The following is a 17,674-nucleotide window of genomic DNA, read 5'->3' on the forward strand; positions in this document are numbered from 1 at the left end:
TGAAGATAATGTAAAGTTGGTGTCCGTCTTCAAGGCGATCGTGCTACTTTGAGTACCAATCTATCGACCAGCATAATTAACATAACTTGCCGTCACCTTTTGCTAACTAAATCTATAGCAGGATAGAGAGAAACTGATTTCAACTGTAGTAAGTTTTGATACATGGTTAGATAAGTTAATCAAATCTCTGTCATGCTTAATACAGAAATTAGCAAATCAGCCTAATAAGATGCTGGCTAAAGCTTAGACAATTACATAACAATTGGAGAAGTTGAATGCGATCGCAGTATTCACCGATGTATTCCCTGATAGACATTAAGTAGGCATACTAATGGTCGATGTAAACTCTGACCTCTGCCATAGATAAACACTGAACAAATACAAATAAATACTGAACAAATACAGCTGACAGCTCAGCAATTTTCAGATAGTTTGGGAGCCAATTAATCTTTTTTCAAAGTTAAACTATAAACCACAGCAGATGATTTAAAAAATTGCCCTGAATTTATCCCAAACGTTTACTAGAATACAGTATTTACTTTCCTTGAGACTTATGATGAGTTGCATAGAGATGCCAGTTGTTGCGTTTGCTGCAAACCTACTATTTTTGAAAGGGTTATTTATGGCATTTATTAGAATTGAAAATATTGTCATCAATACCAATTACATTGCTGCGATTAAACTCGATAACCAAACTATTGCTGGAGAAAGTAGTGTTTCTATATTAATGGCTACTCCGAAACTCCCTTTGTTTCAGATTGAAGGTGCTTTTCCCAATCATTATCACTATGAATGGATTGATTTTGTCGGTAGGGAAGCCAAGGCACTTCAAGATTACTTCACGAGCTTCAATAATGTGATCGACCTACTACCACAGCACTGTAAAGTTAACGAGATGTAAAAGTCTTTTGACCGCTTAATCCATTTTAAGCTCAACAATTTATCTCAATCTGTGCTGCAAACAAGTTATTAAGAGCCTATGTTTGCCTGCAATATTACTGTCGCTTTAACACAGTTACAAAACGAAATTAGAAACTGTGAAACAGCATTGATGAAGCTAATACAAAAGAAAAAAAGCATGGCTGAAAAAGTATTAGAACCGGACACCATCAATACTCAACTTCAAAAAAATCCGATTGCCATCATCGGGATGGCATCCTTATTTCCGCAGTCAAGAAATACCCAGCAATACTGGCAAAAAATTATTGAAAAAGTAGATTGTATTACCGACGTGCCACCTTCGCGGTGGGATGTTGATACGTACTACGATCCAAATCCAAGGGCACCGGATAAAACCTATTGCAAACGTGGTGGATTTATTCCAGATATTGATTTTAACCCGATGGAATTTGGGCTGCCACCTAATATCTTAGAAGTCACAGACGTTTCTCAGTTGCTTGGCTTAGTGGTTGCTAAAGAAGCAATGGAAGATGCAGGCTATGATGAAAAGCGGCAGTTTAATCGCGATCGCACTGGAGTTGTTTTAGGTGTTGCCTTAGCAAGACAGTTAGCAATGCCATTAGGTGCGAGACTGCAATATCCCGTCTGGGAAAAAGCCTTAAAAAGCAGCGGGTTATCTGATGCAGATACCCAAAAAGTGATTGACAAAATTAAAAGCGCTTACGTTAATTGGGAAGAAAACGCCTTTCCAGGAATGCTGGCTAACGTTGTCAGTGGACGAATTGCCAATCGCCTTGATTTTGGTGGAACCAACTGTGTTGTCGATGCAGCTTGTGCGAGTTCCCTAGGTGCGTTGCGCATGGCAATGAGTGAGTTACTCGAACATCGCTGCGACATGATGCTGACGGGCGGTGTAGATACCGATAACTCAATTGTCGCGTATATGTGCTTTAGTAAAACTCCCGCAGTATCTCCTAGCGAAAACGTCAAACCTTTCGATGCAGAATCGGATGGCATGATGTTAGGCGAAGGTGTTGGGATGATCGTTCTCAAGCGCCTTGCTGATGCTGAACGTGACGGCGACAAAATTTATGCTGTGATTAAAGGCATTGGCACTTCCAGCGATGGCAAATATAAAAGTATCTATGCGCCACGCCCTGAAGGACAAGTCCGCGCCTTGCGCCGCGCTTATGAAGATGCTGGCTGTTCTCCTGCAAGTGTTGGCTTGATCGAAGCCCACGGTACAGGAACAATGGCAGGAGATCCGACTGAGTTTAGTGCCTTAAAAGCCTTTTTTGAGGAAACAAACATTGGTAAGCAAAAAATTGCTCTTGGTAGTGTCAAATCACAAATTGGACACACTAAAGCCGCCGCAGGTGCAGCAAGTTTAATTAAAACTGCTTTAGCACTGCATCATAAAGTTTTACCGCCGACAATCAACGTCACGAAGCCGAATCCAAAATTAAAAATTGAAGATTCACCCTTTTATCTCAATACCGAAACTCGCCCTTGGTTGCCAGGAGATACGCCGCGACGGGCTGGAGTGAGTTCTTTTGGATTTGGTGGCACAAATTATCACGTTGTTTTAGAAGAATATACCAAAGAACACAATAACTATCCTTACCGCCTCCATCAAGCGCCTCAAATTGTGTTGCTATCAGCAGCAACGCCAGAACAATTACAGCACAAGTGTGCAGATTTACTCGCAAAATTGCAAGGTGAAGCTTCAGAACAATATTTTACCCAAGTTGTTGCAGCATCACGAACACTAAAAATTCCAGTCACAGATGCGCGTCTTGGTTTTGTTGCTAATTCGGCTACGGAAGCGATCGCCTTATTGCAAATCAGTGTTGAGCAACTCAAAAATAATGTAGCTGATTGGGAACATCCCCAAGGCATTTATTACAGACGTAGCGGAATTGATTCTACAGGTAAAGTCGTCGCCTTATTTTCTGGACAAGGTTCGCAATACCTTGAGATGGGTAAGGAATTGGCACTAAATTTTCCTTGCTTGCGCCAGGTATATCACCAGATGGATAACCTGTTAAGCAAAGATGGGTTGCAACCGATTTCTGATGTTGTGTTTCCGCCGCCAGTATTTGATAACGCCCAACGCCAAAAGCAGCAGGAAGCATTGCAGCGCACAGAATACGCCCAGCCAGCAATTGGAGTCTTTAGTGCGGGATTATATAAGATATTACAGCAAGCTGGATTTAAACCTGATTTTGTTGCTGGACATAGTTTTGGTGAATTAACTGCACTGTGGGCAGCAGAAGTATTAAGCGATGAAGATTACTTGGCGCTTGTCAAAGCGAGAGGACAGGCGATGGCGACTCCCAAAGAAACCGACTTTGATGCTGGGGCGATGCTTGCTGTCAAGGGGGATGTTAGTCAAGTAACGACATTAATTAAACAGTTTCCCTTAGTTACAATCGCTAACTTCAACTCAACCAAGCAAATCGTTTTAGCAGGAACTAAGCCAGAAATTACCCAAGTACAACAGGCTTTAAATGGACAAGGCTTCTCGACAGTTGTCTTACCAGTTGCCGCAGCCTTTCATACTCCCTTAGTCAGTTACGCCCAAAAACCTTTTGCCCACGCAATTGAAGCAACGCGCTTTCAAGAACCAAAAACTTCGGTTTACTCGAATGTAACTGGCAAAGCGTATCCCAAAGAACCCCAGACAATTCAAAAAATTCTTAAAGAACACTTACTCAATTCGGTGTTGTTTAAGGATCAGATCGAGAATATCTATGCAAGTGGTGGTTATTTCTTTGTTGAATTTGGACCTAGAAATATTCTGACTAATTTAGTCAAAGATACACTTGGCGATCGCCCCCACTTAGCTGTTGCCATTAATGCACACAAACAACAAAATAGCGATCGCACTCTGCGATCGGCCGTTGTACAATTGCGTGTTGCAGGATTGTCTCTAGGAGACATCGATCCTTATCAACTAGAATCGAAAATACCCCAAGTTCAAGGAAATAAAGCACTCAATGTCCGCCTAAATAGTGCTAACTACATCTCGGAAAAAACACAAACCGCATTCGCGCAAGCTTTAGCAGAGACACACGTTGTTTCAAGTGCGATCTCCACTACAACTACACCCGCGCCAACATCAGCAACAAACGGACATCATTCCCAACCAGTAGCTGCTTCCAGTCAACCTGAACCAAAGACTGTTGCAGCAACACCACCGTCACCACAACCAGTAGCAGTAGATTACCAAAAAATGTTGGACAGTATTGAGTCCTCCCTGACACAGTTTAACGATCATCACGGTGACATCTTACAAGTCCACGAACAATCGCTGAAACATCAAACTGAATACGCCCAAACCTTCTATCAACTCACCCAGCAGCAATCATTACTTACCAACCAAAATGAGGCAACTAGAGATAGCTTAGAACGCAGCATGATGCGGTTTCACGATCATCAAGCGGAAACTTTGCGCATTCACGAACAATATCTGCAACAGCAGATGGAACATACACATAGTTTCTTTGAACTGATCGAGCAAAAATATGAATCTGTTATTGAAGGAGGTACAACAAAAGAAGCATTGAGTCCAACGCCTGTCAGCAATGGAAACGGACATCAAGCTAATGGTAATGGTACTACATTAGTTGAAATCGCGTCTGTACCTCAAACCCAGGAACCACAACAAATCCCTGAAACCGCATCTGTTGTTGTACCTCCTGTTGAACCTGCACCTGAAATCAATGTTGTTGATTTAAGTCAAACACTGCTGAATGTGGTGAGTGACAAGACAGGGTATCCAGTTGAAATGCTGGAGTTAGAAATGGATATGGAAGCAGATTTAGGCATTGATTCGATTAAGCGCGTGGAAATATTAGGCGCACTGCTGGAACTCAATCCAAGCTTACCCCAACCAAATCCTGAAGAACTCACCGAACTGCGTACCCTCGGTCAAATTGCCGAGTATATGGGTAATATTGCTACAGGGCTTTCCCTAAAAACTGTTGAAGTCTCCACAGTAGAGGAAGTGAGTCATGATGCATCTACTACACCAGTAACACCGATTCCTGAAAGCTCTCCAACAGAACAATTAACTTCAGTACCCGAAACGTCAATTGATGTTGCTAATTTAAGTCAAACACTGCTGAATGTGGTGAGTGACAAGACAGGGTATCCAGTCGAAATGCTGGAGTTAGAAATGGATATGGAGGCAGATTTAGGCATTGATTCGATTAAGCGCGTAGAAATATTAGGCGCACTGCTGGAACTCAATCCAGGCTTACCCCAACCAAATCCTGAAGAACTCGCCGAACTGCGTACCCTCGGTCAAATTGCCGAGTATATGGGTAATATTGCAGGAAATTTAACAGAAGAGGAGATACTGCCAAAAAAGCAGGATAGCGGGGAACCAGAGACAAACCACAATATTATCCGCAGTGTGGTGAAATTAAAAGTTCTACCGCCTCCCGATCGCTTAGAATGCAGTTTACCCCAGCAGCACGTATGCTTAATTACTGATGATGGTTCAGCGCTAACGACACAATTAGCCCAAGCTTTGACTGCAAAAGGGGAAAAAGTTGTCGTTTTAAGTTTTCCTGAATCCGTAATTGCCCAAAGAGCAAATGTAGATGATAATATTGCGCGCATTCTCTTAGAGGACTTGACAGAAACTCGTCTGCAACAACTCAAAGAATTACAATATGGTTCGATTGGCACTTTTATTCACCTCCACCCTGCTATTGACAACGGCGAGGAAATTGCTAATCTCAACTCGGAAACTGCTTTACTCAAACACATTTTCCTACTTGCCAAATATCTCAAAGAACCACTCAATCAAGCTGCAAGTCAAGGACGCAGTTGTTTTGTCACCGTAACTCATCTTGACGGCGAATTGGGAATTGGACAAAAAACAAACTACAGTGCGATCGCTGGTGGCTTGTTTGGACTTACCAAAACACTCAATCAAGAATGGGAATCGGTATTCTGTCGCGCAATTGACATTAGTACTGACATTGATGCCCAACAAGCTGTCAAACATATCCTCGCAGAAATTCAAGATCCTAATCGTTTAATCAGTGAAGTAGGCTACGGCGCTAAAGGGAGAGTCACGTTAGAGAGTTATGAGTTTTGAGTTATGAGTTTTGAGTTTAAGAGAGTCGTGAAGTGTTGAGTTTAAGAGAGTTTTGAGTTATGAGTTTTGAGTTTAAGAGAGTTATGAATGTTGAGTCGTGAAGTGTTGAGTTAAGAAAATTCTTTTAATGATTGCCTCCGGCACACTGACGCGAACAAAACTCAAAACTAATCACTAGCCACTAATAATTCAAAACTCAAAACTCAAAACTAATCACTAGCTACTAATAATTCAAAACTCAAAACTCAAAACTAATCACTAGCTACTAATAATTCAAAACTCAAAATTCAAAACTCAAAACTAATCACTAGCTACTTATCAAACTGGGAATAAACTTATGAAAAGCCAGGTTGACTCAAATTCTGTATTTCTTGTCAGCGGTGGTGCTAAGGGAATAACTGCACAGTGCGTTATTGAATTAGCCAAAGCGAAGCAATGCAAATTTATGATCTTGGGACGTTCTTCTCCTTCACCAGAACCTGTTTGGGCGATGGGATGCCATGATGAAGCTGAACTTAAAAAGCGAATTATGGAGTATTTGGTTGCTAGTGGAGAAAAACCAACTCCAGTTATGGTGCAGAAACAGTATAAGGCGATCGCATCTTCCCGCGAAATTCAAGCAACTCTCAATGCAATTGAACAAGCTGGTAGCAAAGCGGAGTATTTCAGCGTTGATGTCACTGATACAGAGGCTTTACAAGCTATTGCCGATCGCTTAACAGCAGTTACCGGAATTATTCACGGTGCAGGTAATTTAGCTGATAAGCGCATTGAGAAAAAGACTTCTGAAGATTTTGATACTGTTTATGCTGCTAAAGTGACAGGCTTAGCAAATCTGTTGCGTTATATTCCTGCAAGTCAATTACAGCAATTAATATTGTTTTCTTCTGTTGCTGGGTTTTACGGTAATGTCGGACAAGCTGATTATGCGATCGCCAACGAAATTCTCAATAAATCAGCCCATCTCGTAAAATATCATCACCCTGATTGTCATGTTGTTGCCATCAATTGGGGACCTTGGGATAGTGGGATGGTGAGTCCTGAATTGAAAAAAGCATTTGCCGAACGTAATATTGAGACGATTCCGATTCAAGTTGGTGCCAAAATGCTTGTAGAAGAACTTGAATCAACTCATCAAGCACCCCAAATTATTGTTGGTAGTCCTCTTGTCTTTTCTGAAAGCTTCAGTTCACAACTTCAAACTTTTTGTATCCAGCGCCATCTAACTGTAGATGCTAATCCATTTTTGCAAGATCATGTTATTGCAAATCGCCCAGTTCTTCCGGCAACTTGTGCCATAGCTTGGATTGCAAATACTTGCGAACAACTCTATCCTGGTTATCAGTTTTCTAACTGCCGAAATTACAAAGTTTTGAAAGGAATTATTTTTGAACCCACTACTCCAACTGAATATACTTTAGAATTACAAGAAACTAACAAAAACAACATAGAAGTTGAGTTTGATGCTAAAATTTGGAGTAAGAATTTAGCAGGAAAAACTCGCTATCATTTCAGCACGCAGTTAACTCTAAAACGTCAAATACCTTCAAGTTCTGATTACGCTTCTATTAACCTAAATCTCGATCAAAGTTATTCTAATCAACCGTCTTTCTATCAAGATGGTACGGCAAGCTTATTTCATGGAAGAAGTTTTCAAGGAGTTAAGCAAGTTCTCAACATTACTCCAGAAAAAGTCACCATTGAATGTCTACTTCCCAGTCTCAATGAACAACAACAAGGACAATTTCCAGTACAAACATTTAATCCATATATTGTAGATGTACAAATTCATTCTTTATGGATTTGGTCACAATATTTTCATCAGCAAGGTTGTTTACCTTCAGCAATTAATATTTACGAGCAATTTATTCCCGTTCCTTTTGATGAAACATTTTATGTTTCTTGTGAAATCAAATCTAAAACTGATAGTGCAGTAATAGCTGAAGTTGTTACTCACGATAGTCAGGGAAAGGTGTACTCGCGAATGACTGAAGCAAAGGGAACTTTATTACCTAAAAGTAAATAACTAAACGAACCTGATTAGGTATAAAGAAATACTCTAAGGAGTAAAGGTATATGAAATTGACGCAAAAACAAGCTCCCAAAATAGCGATTACTGGGATGAGTTTGATTGCAGGTTCTTGCCTAGATTTGGATAGTTTTGAACGAACTATTTATGAAGGGAACCAAAATTTTATTGAGTTACCTCAAAACCGTTGGCAAGGTAAAATAGACTTTCTCCAAGAGTATCAAGAGCACAACAAGCAAGCATCTGTAGGAGGTTATCTTCCAGAATCTGTCATAGATTTTCAGCAAAATCAGCAGCTATCGGATGAGATAGAAGAATTGAGTCCTCAAGAACTATTGATGCTCAAAGTAGCGGATAGTGCATTGAAAGATGCTGCAATTAAGGAGGGGGCAAAAGTAGCAGTAATTATTGCTACAGCAACTCAAATTTCGCTACAAAAACTCTATAGTAAACAGCAGTTTTCTCGACAACTACAAACAATTTTCACTGGAAAAAGTACAACTAGCGATCTTGAATCATTTGAGCGTTATGGTCGCTGTAACTTACAAAGTGAATATCGTAGCCCAATAGAAAACACGATCGCCAGTCGAATTTCTGCTTTGTGGCAATTTGAAGCACCAGCATTTACACTGACAGCTGAAGAAAATTCCGCATTTAAAGCACTAGAAGTTGCTCAAAATCTACTGATGCTTGGAGAAGTTGATGCGGTTGTTGTTGGTGCAGTAGATTTAGCTGGTAGTAGTGAAAGTGTGTTATTACGCAATCAGCTAGTCAAGATTAATACAGGCGCGAAAACTTTAAGTTACGACAAAAATGCCAATGGTTGGATCGTTGGCGAAGGTTCAGGGGCGGTTGTTTTAAAGTTACATGATGCAATTGAACAAGGCGATCGCATCTACGCCATCATTGATACCATCAGCTTACTACCACAAACTTCATCGTGCGACTCTGCCGCAGTTACGCAAGTTTGTCAACGTGCTTTTCAAATTGCAGATATTGAACCCAAAGACATTGGCTATCTTGAAGTTCATGGAAGTGGAGTAGAGGTAGAAGATACCGCAGAAATTGCAGGTTTGCTAACAGCATATCAAACCATACCTAAACTAAATTGCGCGATCGGTAGTGTGAAATCTAATGTTGGACACACCTATGCAGCATCTGAAATTATTAGTTTAATTAAAACGGCACTTTGTCTCTACTACCGTTATATTCCTGCTACACCGCAGTGGAGTAGTCCTAAAAACCCCGAATGGCAAGATATATTTTATGTTGCAACAGAATCTCGACCTTGGTTTAGTGCCTCAGACAAGCCAAGACGTGCTGCAATTAATAGTATTTCCCTAGATGGTAGCTACGCTCATATCATTTTATCAGAAGAAACAAGCAAAACTAATCTGACTCGCTTCTACGCAGACGGGAATAGATATTTAACTCAAATGCCATTTTATCTATTTGCGATCGCCGCTGACAATCGTAGCGATTTAATGGCTCAGTTACATAGTCTAGAGCAAAATATTGAGAGTTGTACCTCTTTAACTGCTGCTGCAAGTCAAACTTTTAGCACTTTTCAAAAGCAATCGAATGCAACGTATGCTCTAGCAATTCTGGGACGTAATAAAAATGACTTATTACGAGAAATTCAACGGGCATTGACAGGCATAGAACGTGCCTTTGAGCAAGGAGCAGATTGGCAATCTCCTGTAGGTAGTTATTTTACAGCAAATCCTTTAGGAAAAAAAGGTGCGATCGCTTACGTTTATCCTAGTGCATATAACTCCTACATTGGTATTAGCAGAAACCTGTTTCGCTTATTTCCTCAAATTTACGACGATACTGTCATTAAAAATGCTTATAGCCGTGTTGCTAGTATTGAAAGACTCTTATATCCCCGCAGTTTACGTAAATTATCTAAAAGACAATTAGAAGACATTGAACAGCAATTGCTTAATAACCCCATTGCCATGCTGGAATCAGAAATGGGATATGCGGGGCTGATGACGACAATCTTCAAAAATTACTTTCAAATCAAGCCACAATACAGTTTTGGTTACAGTTTAGGCGAAACTAGCATGATGTTTTCTCAAGGCGTCTGGACTGATTTTCAAAAATGTAGTAATGCTTTGAATTCTTCCTCTTTGTTTAGTAGTCGTCTTGCTGGATCTAAAAATGCAGTTCGTGAATTTTGGGGACTACCAACGGTAGAAAAACAAGACGCCGATTTCTGGAGTACATATGTTTTAATGACTCCTGTCGCTGATGTTCAAGAAGTTATTAAACAAGAAGAGCGAGTTTATTTAACTCAAATTAGTACTCCCAAAGAATGCATTATTGCTGGAGAAACAAAAGCTTGTTTGCAAGTAATTGAAAAGTTGAAGTGCGATGCCTTTCGTGCTCCATTTAATCACGTCATTCACTGTGAGGCAATGCGATCGGAATATCCAGAACTTGTACGAATTAAAACCTTACCAGTGCAAAATATTCCAGAAACCGTCTTTTATTCGTCTGCTCAATATGCACCAATAACTCTGGAGAGTGAATCGATTGCCCACCATATCGCTAAATGTTTGTGCCAACAAGTTGATTTCCCACGATTAGTTAATCGCGTTTATGCAGATAACGTCAAAATCTTTATCGAAGTAGGTGCAGGAAGTAATTGTTCGCGCTGGATTAGCGAAATACTCAAAGATCAAGAACACCTCACAGTATCAGTTAACCGTAGAGGTGTAGACGATCATGCTGCAATTCTTAAAGCACTTGCTAAGCTTGTTAGCCATCGAGTCTCGTTAGATTTGTCGCCACTATATACGCGATCGCCAAATAATTTAAGTAGCGATCAATTGTTGACATCAGCTACTTCAACAACACAACAAAATTCATTAAACTCATCTGCAACTGTTACTTTTTCACCTTTGAATGAAGACGAGCAAAGTCAAGTTGAGTTACATACCTTAGATACTTCAGTTAATCAAAATATCAAATCAGAGCCGCCAACTATGCAAGTATTACAGCAATACCCAACTGTTATTTCAGTAGAAAAAGCTCCTAATCAGATTGCAGACAACAAGGCTATTGAACAGCTAATTAATAATCATAAAGATACGCCAATACCATCGGCAAAACAAATAGTTACACATGAACTCACTTTTCCACTTTATCAGAGCGATAGCTATTTAAAATTAAGAGACAATAATCACCGTGCGACTCAAGTTCATACACAATTCTTACAGTCGCGCCAAAAGGCTTTGCTACAGATGAGTAGACTCATTCAGTTACAAATAACCTACTCGCAATTAGCAACTCAAAATGCGAATTCAAGTACTCCAGCTAATAAACCAGTTAGTTTATCTGTTTCTTAATTGTTAGTTTGCGAGGGTTAACAGACGTGGTTAGCGTAAATCCAGCCGTAAATAAGAGCGATCGCCTTAAATTCGTAGGTACATCAACTCAAGCCTGGTACGGTTCATTAAATTCAGTTGCGTTTGATGAAGCAGGAATCAAAGCTAAACTTTTGAATTTAGCTCAACCTTGCTATGTTGTGCGCTCGAATAATCAAATTGGCGTTACTAATGAAGGTTACACTTACACAGCCAATAATGGTAATAAACAAGCAGAACTATTAGCTGCGACTCCTCCTTTATCAACCAAACAACTAGGTGATGCGAGTTTCTTAGACTTTCATCAGGTAAAATACGCCTACGCTACAGGTGCAATGGCACATGGAATCGCTTCGGAAGAACTAGCGATCGCCTTGGGAAAAGCAAAAATATTAAGTTCCTTTGGTGCAGGAGGCTTGTCTCCAGCGCGTGTAGAATCTGCCATTAATCGCATTCAGCAAGCATTACCTCACGGACCTTACGCTTTTAATTTACTGCATAGCCCTAGCGAACCTGCAATCGAACGACGCGCCGTCGATTTGTATCTTAAATACGGCGTCACAACAGTAGAAGCTTCAGCTTTTCTTGACTTAACTCCCAATGTTGTTTACTATCGCGCTGCTGGATTAGGTCTTGACTCTCACAATCAAATTACAATTAAGAATAAATTAATTGTCAAACTTTCGCGCAAAGAAATAGCGATAAAATTTCTTCAACCTGCTCCTACAAAAATTCTTAAAGAATTAGTTGCCCAAAATCTCATTACTGAATTACAAGCTACTTTAGCAGAAAAAATTCCTGTTGCTGATGATATTACTGTAGAGGCTGATTCTGGCGGTCATACTGATAATCGACCTCTCGTTTGTCTACTACCATCAATTTTAGAATTACGCGATGAAATTCAAGAAAAATATCATTATCAACAACCTGTTCGAGTAGGTGTTGCTGGTGGAATTTCTACACCTCAATCTGCACTTGCTGCTTTTATGATGGGTGCTGCTTATGTTGTTACGGGTTCTGTAAATCAATCGTGTGTAGAAGCTGGAACTTCACAACACACAAAAGAGTTACTAGCACAAGCAGAAATGCCAGATGTCATGATGGCTCCTGCAGCAGATATGTTTGAAATGGGTGTAAAACTGCAAGTTTTAAAAAGAGGCACACTATTTCCTGTACGCGCCCAAAAATTATATGAACTCTATAAAAATTACGATTCAATTGATGATATCCCTGCAGTAGAAAGAGACAAACTAGAAAAGCAAATCTTTCGCAGAAGTTTAGACGCAGTTTGGCAAGATACTGTTGCCTATGTATCGACAAGAAATCCAGACAAAGTTCGTAAGGCAGCGAACAATCCTAAATTAAAAATGTCGTTGATTTTCCGTTGGTATTTAGGATTATCTTCGCGTTGGTCTAATTCTGGCGAAAAAGGTCGAGAAATTGATTATCAAATCTGGTGTGGACCTGCAATGGGGAGTTTTAACGATTGGGTTAAAGGCTCTTATTTGAGTGAACCAAGTAATCGTAAAGTTGTTGATGTTGCTGACCACATTATGCTCGGAGCAGCATATTTATACCGTATCCAAAACTTAAAAATGCAAGGCTTGCAATTATCAAATTTCTCTAATCAGTATCAGCCATTTCCACTTTAATTAAAGGTACTTAAATGAGCCAATCGCAATCAAAAACTGTCAAACTATATACTCCAGAAGAAATACAAGCTTGGCTAGTTGCGCGTATTTCAGAACAATTAGGAATCGCACCTGACGAAATAGATATTCGAGAACCGTTAGATAGCTATGGTTTAGATTCAGCTAAAGCTATGCTGATGGCAAGTCAAGCAGAAAAGCTATTGGGATTTCAGTTGTCACCTATATTACTCTGGCATTATCCAACAATAGAGGCACTTTCTCAACGACTGGCAGAAGAATCAGAAGATTCTGAATCCGAGATTTTCGAGATTTAATCCTTTAAAAATTTTAATGATTGAGAAATACTTTAATTATGAACGCGTCTGAACTATTGACAAATCTCACTCGGCAAGGTGTAGAAATACAACTTAATAACGATAAGCTAAATATCCGTTCTACTAAAGGAGTCTTGACACCAGAAATCCGTGCAGAACTGACGGCGCGGAAAGCTGAAATTATGACATTACTGCGTCAACAGGAAATTGAGACTGCTTCTGTCTGTAGTTTTAGTAATGGATTGAGTTTACAAACTATTGGGTGTTTAATTAGTGGTTCTCATCAGCAATCAGTTTTAGATTTTAAACCGCCAATTATTAATCCTAAGAGTATGGCGCAAAAGCTAACAGTAACATTTAAGCCTTTGCCCAAGGGTTACGATAAGAAACAAATTATTCAATTTAGAGAAGAGTTAGAAAACACCCTACAGAAACATGGGGTGAATGTTATCTCTTGGCAACAAGCAACAAAAGATTTTCGTTACGAGTTTACTGTACCAATATTCAAATGGAAAAAAAGTATTACTAGTCGAGTTGTTAAAATTGGCGTTGATGCTGTTATTGATGTTGAAAGACACTATTCTTATCTGAGAAAGGTAGGCATATTTTTTGTAGAGAAGATTTACGAAGTTTACTCGCGTTTAGCTAAGCAGCAACTTTCTGTTTCTAGAATTGCTCAACTAAGTAGCTGGGCTGAAGAACACGCAGCTAAATACATTGAAGATCCCACAAATACACAAGTTATTGTACTAACGAAATTTAATAAAAAGCTCACACATCCTGAGATACCGTATACAAGTAAAATCAAAATTGGTTTAAACACTTTAGTTAGAACTTTCTCTGAAATAGTTTTGGGTGTTTCGAGCCAACAAATTTCTATACTAAATATGAATCTATCAGATTCTACGTATCCTAGAGAAGAAATAGATAAGTTCGTTTTAAACTCGTTAATTCCTAAAGTTTTTGTCCCAATTTTCCCCTTACCACTGAGCCGATTTCAAATCGGGGAATACGATCCAAATACATCGTCCTATGCAGCACAGTTAGTAAAACTTGGTAATGAGCTAGCAGCAACAGGTTTATTTCCGCCAGGTTCTAAATTGAGTCAAGTTATCAAACGAAAATCTCATCGAGATATTGTTAATGTCATTGTTAATGGAAGAACAGGCGTTTCGTATGGCTTTGTTGCTTATGCAGAGGCTCCTCAATACTATGGTGCGGTAGAAATTCATGCAGATGAGTGGGCAAATTTATATTCGGTTGAAGGCTTTGGTGTTGATGAAGTACGCCAAAATGAATTTGGTAGACGCTACGTTCGACTACAAGTAGGTGGACAAGATTTCTACAAGCAAATTCCTGATATTTGGCTAGTTAGTTCGCGTTCAGGTGCAAACAAAACTGATTTAGATCTAAAAACTGATGTGCTGCGAGTTGGTTTGAAAGAAAAGTTATATCTACAGCTACCACATGGAACCGATTTAGAAACAGCAGACATTAAACCTTCCTACGATATTTATGTGATGCTTGCGATCGCACTTGCTGCTGCGTTGTACACTCCAAAACTTATTCAAAATGGTGCACCTATTGTTCATTTTCATGGTTATCCTGCAAGTGACTGGCTGCTACCAAATGAGTATTGTGTTGGCGTCAATAATCCTTCAGTACCATGCGGTACATATGAATCTGGAGTATTTAACTTCTTAGGTATCTCCAGCTTGGCACAACGCGCAGAACATATCTCTTTAATCAGTTTGATTGAACCTGATCATGGAACAAATGTTATCTCCCACGATTTGCAACACTTAGTTAATAGATTGAAAGCTGGTTGTGAAACTAAGTTAATCGAGTTAGGCGGAAAACACTTTACTTCTTTGAAGAATTTAGATTGATTCCCAAAAGCGCATGATACAGTCCATTGCAGGAAAAACAGTTGTTTTGACGGGTGCCTCTGGTGGTATTGGTTTATACATTGCTCGCGCGTTAGCAAAAGAACAAGCAACTGTAGTCAGTATTTCACGTTCAATTCAAAGACTAGAAACAGTCGATGCTGAAGTTAAAGCTTTAGGCAGTAAAAGCATAATTATTCCCTTTGATCTCACTAATTTACAAGAGTTACCTGTATTAGGACAGCAAATCAATCAGCTTGCAGGTTCAGTCGATATTTTAATTAACAACGCAGCTGTAGAAACATGCCAGGCGTTTAAAAATTCCTCTTTAGCAGACAATCAATCAATGTTGTTAACTAATCTACAAGCACCAATCGAGTTAACTCGTTTACTGTTACCAAATATGATACGGCAAGGCATCGGTCACATTGTGAATATTGCATCTTTAGCTGGTAAAAAAGGAACTCCCTACAACAGTATTTACTCAGCTAGTAAGGCAGGTTTAATTATGTGGTCAGATGCCATACGACAAGAATTATCTGGTACTCAAGTAGGTGTTTCAATGATTTGCCCAGGATACGTTTCAGCAGGAATGTTCTTAAGAACAACAGTTCCTGTACCAAAATTTGCTGGTATTTCTACACCATCTGAGGTAGCAATAGCAACTATTAAAGCTATTCAACATAATAAAGCAGAAGTAATTGTAGGCAGCAGCTTTTCTAGGATTTTGTATGCAGTAGAACAACTTTCTCCAGAATTTGCAGACGCTATTTATCGTTGGATGGGTGTAGCAAAGTTAAATCAAAAGCGTGCCGAAAATCAACGACATACTGAAAAGCTTGTTTGAATAAATAACAATGGTTGATAACCGTTACGATATTATTATTATTGGCACGGGTGCTGGTGGCGGAACATTAGCAAATCGATTAGTGCCAAGTGGTAAAAATATTTTGCTACTAGAACGAGGTACTTTTCTTCCACAAGAAAAGGCTAATTGGGATGCTAAACAAGTTCTCCAAAACGAACGATATCGTACTTCTGAAGTTTGGTATGATAAAAATGGCAAAGCCATGCGTCCAGGAACTAGCTATTATGTTGGTGGAAATACAAAAGTATATGGTGGTGCTTTATTACGATTTCGAGAAAAAGACTTTGAAGAAGTCACTCATAAAGGCGGTATTTCTCCAGAATGGCCACTAAAATATCGTGACTTTGCACCCTATTACGACCAAGCAGAAAAACTTTATGAAGTGCATGGTAAAAGAGGGCTAGATCCTACAGAACCACCAACAAACGAAGAATATCCTTTTCCAGCAGTTAGCCACGAATCACTTGTCCAAGATATTCACGATGCATTAAAAGATAGAGGATTACACCCGTTTCACTTACCTCTTGGTATTAAACTTAATGAAGTTAACCCGTTTTTGAGTTCTTGTATTCGCTGCGATACTTGTGATGGCTTTCCTTGCTTTATTAATGCCAAAGCTGATGCTGATGTTAATGCTGTCCGTCCAGTAATGGCTTATCAAAATCTAACTTTACTTACCGAAGCAAAAGTTTTACGGCTACATACTAGTGCGTCTGGGCGTGAAGTCACTCAGGTAGAAACAGAAATTTCGGGTAAGCATCTCCTATTTTCTGCTGATATTGTTGTTGTGGCTTGTGGTGCTATTAACTCAGCACTCTTATTACTTAAATCTGCTAACGACAAACATCCAAACGGATTAGCAAATAGTTCTCATCTAGTGGGATGTAATTATATGACACATCATAATGGGGCAATTATTGCTTTAACAACAAAATCCAATCCAACAATTTTTCAAAAAACATTAGCTGTCCATGATTTTTACTGGGGTGACAAAGATTTTGTTTATCCTATGGGTGCTGTGCAGTTACTTGGCAATGTAAATGGAGAACGACTTGCTGCTCATGGACCGCCTTTTGTACCTAGCTTTTTATTCGATATTGTAGCAAAACATTCTTTAGCTTGGTGGTTAATGACTGAAGATCTCCCAACTATAAATAACCAGGTATTTATTAAAAACAATAAGGTCTTTCTTCATTATAAAAATAACAACATTGAAGCGTTTAACCGTTTATTATACCGCTGGACTGAAGAGCTAAAGATTATTTTTAAGAAATATGCTTTCTCTCCATTTTCTTTTTATCTTAGAAATCAAATTGCTTTAAGAGAGGTTGGGCATCAATGCGGTACATGCTGCTTTGGCTTAGATCCCAAAAAATCGGTACTCGACCTTAATTGTCGCACTCATGATGTTAGCAATTTATATGTTGTTGATAGCAGTTTTTTCCCTTCTAGTGCTGCTTTAAATCCATCATTGACGATTATGGCAAACGCTCTACGTGTAGGAGAGCATTTATTAGAAATATTGAAATAACCTTGTC

At 39.3% G+C, this 17,674-nt stretch carries 9 protein-coding genes; all 9 read left to right on the forward strand.

Annotation, left to right across the window (positions count from 1 at the left end; translation table 11 throughout):
• Nucleotides 1-622: 622 nt before the first annotated feature.
• On the forward strand, nt 623-901 hold the full coding sequence (locus CSQ79_RS11190; protein WP_099701367.1) for a hypothetical protein: 279 nt from the start codon (nt 623-625) through the stop codon (nt 899-901).
• A 177-nt stretch (nt 902-1,078) separates the two neighbouring features.
• The gene (locus CSQ79_RS11195) at nt 1,079-6,013 is read left to right on the forward strand and encodes a type I polyketide synthase (protein ID WP_289501040.1); all 4,935 of its coding nucleotides are present in this window, start codon (nt 1,079-1,081) and stop codon (nt 6,011-6,013) included.
• A gap of 337 nt (nt 6,014-6,350) precedes the next feature.
• A complete protein-coding gene (locus tag CSQ79_RS11200) occupies nt 6,351-8,039 on the forward strand; it encodes an SDR family NAD(P)-dependent oxidoreductase (RefSeq protein WP_099701247.1) in 1,689 nt (562 codons plus the stop codon).
• A gap of 50 nt (nt 8,040-8,089) precedes the next feature.
• Complete coding sequence (locus tag CSQ79_RS11205; protein WP_099701248.1) at nt 8,090-11,398, forward strand: PfaB family protein; 3,309 nt, start codon at nt 8,090-8,092, stop codon at nt 11,396-11,398.
• Nucleotides 11,399-11,424: 26 nt separating this feature from the next.
• Nucleotides 11,425-13,068 (forward strand): PfaD family polyunsaturated fatty acid/polyketide biosynthesis protein, encoded by a 1,644-nt coding sequence (locus CSQ79_RS11210; RefSeq protein WP_099701249.1) that lies wholly within the window; start codon nt 11,425-11,427, stop codon nt 13,066-13,068.
• A 14-nt stretch (nt 13,069-13,082) separates the two neighbouring features.
• Nucleotides 13,083-13,382 (forward strand): phosphopantetheine-binding protein, encoded by a 300-nt coding sequence (locus tag CSQ79_RS11215; RefSeq protein WP_099701250.1) that lies wholly within the window; start codon nt 13,083-13,085, stop codon nt 13,380-13,382.
• Nucleotides 13,383-13,420: 38 nt separating this feature from the next.
• A complete protein-coding gene (locus tag CSQ79_RS11220; protein ID WP_099701251.1) occupies nt 13,421-15,271 on the forward strand; it encodes a TubC N-terminal docking domain-related protein in 1,851 nt (616 codons plus the stop codon).
• A gap of 16 nt (nt 15,272-15,287) precedes the next feature.
• Nucleotides 15,288-16,115: an SDR family NAD(P)-dependent oxidoreductase gene (locus tag CSQ79_RS11225; protein WP_099701368.1), complete on the forward strand. Its 828-nt coding sequence runs from the start codon at nt 15,288-15,290 to the stop codon at nt 16,113-16,115.
• Between the two features lie 10 nt (nt 16,116-16,125).
• Nucleotides 16,126-17,667: a GMC oxidoreductase gene (locus CSQ79_RS11230; RefSeq protein ID WP_099701252.1), complete on the forward strand. Its 1,542-nt coding sequence runs from the start codon at nt 16,126-16,128 to the stop codon at nt 17,665-17,667.
• Nucleotides 17,668-17,674: the final 7 nt, after the last annotated feature.

The organism is Gloeocapsopsis sp. IPPAS B-1203, from assembly GCF_002749975.1.
In the GTDB taxonomy this organism is placed as follows: Bacteria; Cyanobacteriota; Cyanobacteriia; order Cyanobacteriales; family Chroococcidiopsidaceae; genus Gloeocapsopsis.

What these genes read in the sequence shown, in the direction of transcription:
- CSQ79_RS11190 (WP_099701367.1), top strand. Translation starts at nt 623, where the DNA reads ATGGCATTTATTAGAATTGAAAATATTGTCATCAATACCAATTACATT.
- CSQ79_RS11195 (WP_289501040.1), top strand. Translation starts at nt 1,079, where the DNA reads ATGGCTGAAAAAGTATTAGAACCGGACACCATCAATACTCAACTTCAA.
- CSQ79_RS11200 (WP_099701247.1), top strand. Translation starts at nt 6,351, where the DNA reads ATGAAAAGCCAGGTTGACTCAAATTCTGTATTTCTTGTCAGCGGTGGT.
- CSQ79_RS11205 (WP_099701248.1), top strand. Translation starts at nt 8,090, where the DNA reads ATGAAATTGACGCAAAAACAAGCTCCCAAAATAGCGATTACTGGGATG.
- CSQ79_RS11215 (WP_099701250.1), top strand. Translation starts at nt 13,083, where the DNA reads ATGAGCCAATCGCAATCAAAAACTGTCAAACTATATACTCCAGAAGAA.
- CSQ79_RS11220 (WP_099701251.1), top strand. Translation starts at nt 13,421, where the DNA reads ATGAACGCGTCTGAACTATTGACAAATCTCACTCGGCAAGGTGTAGAA.
- CSQ79_RS11230 (WP_099701252.1), top strand. Translation starts at nt 16,126, where the DNA reads ATGGTTGATAACCGTTACGATATTATTATTATTGGCACGGGTGCTGGT.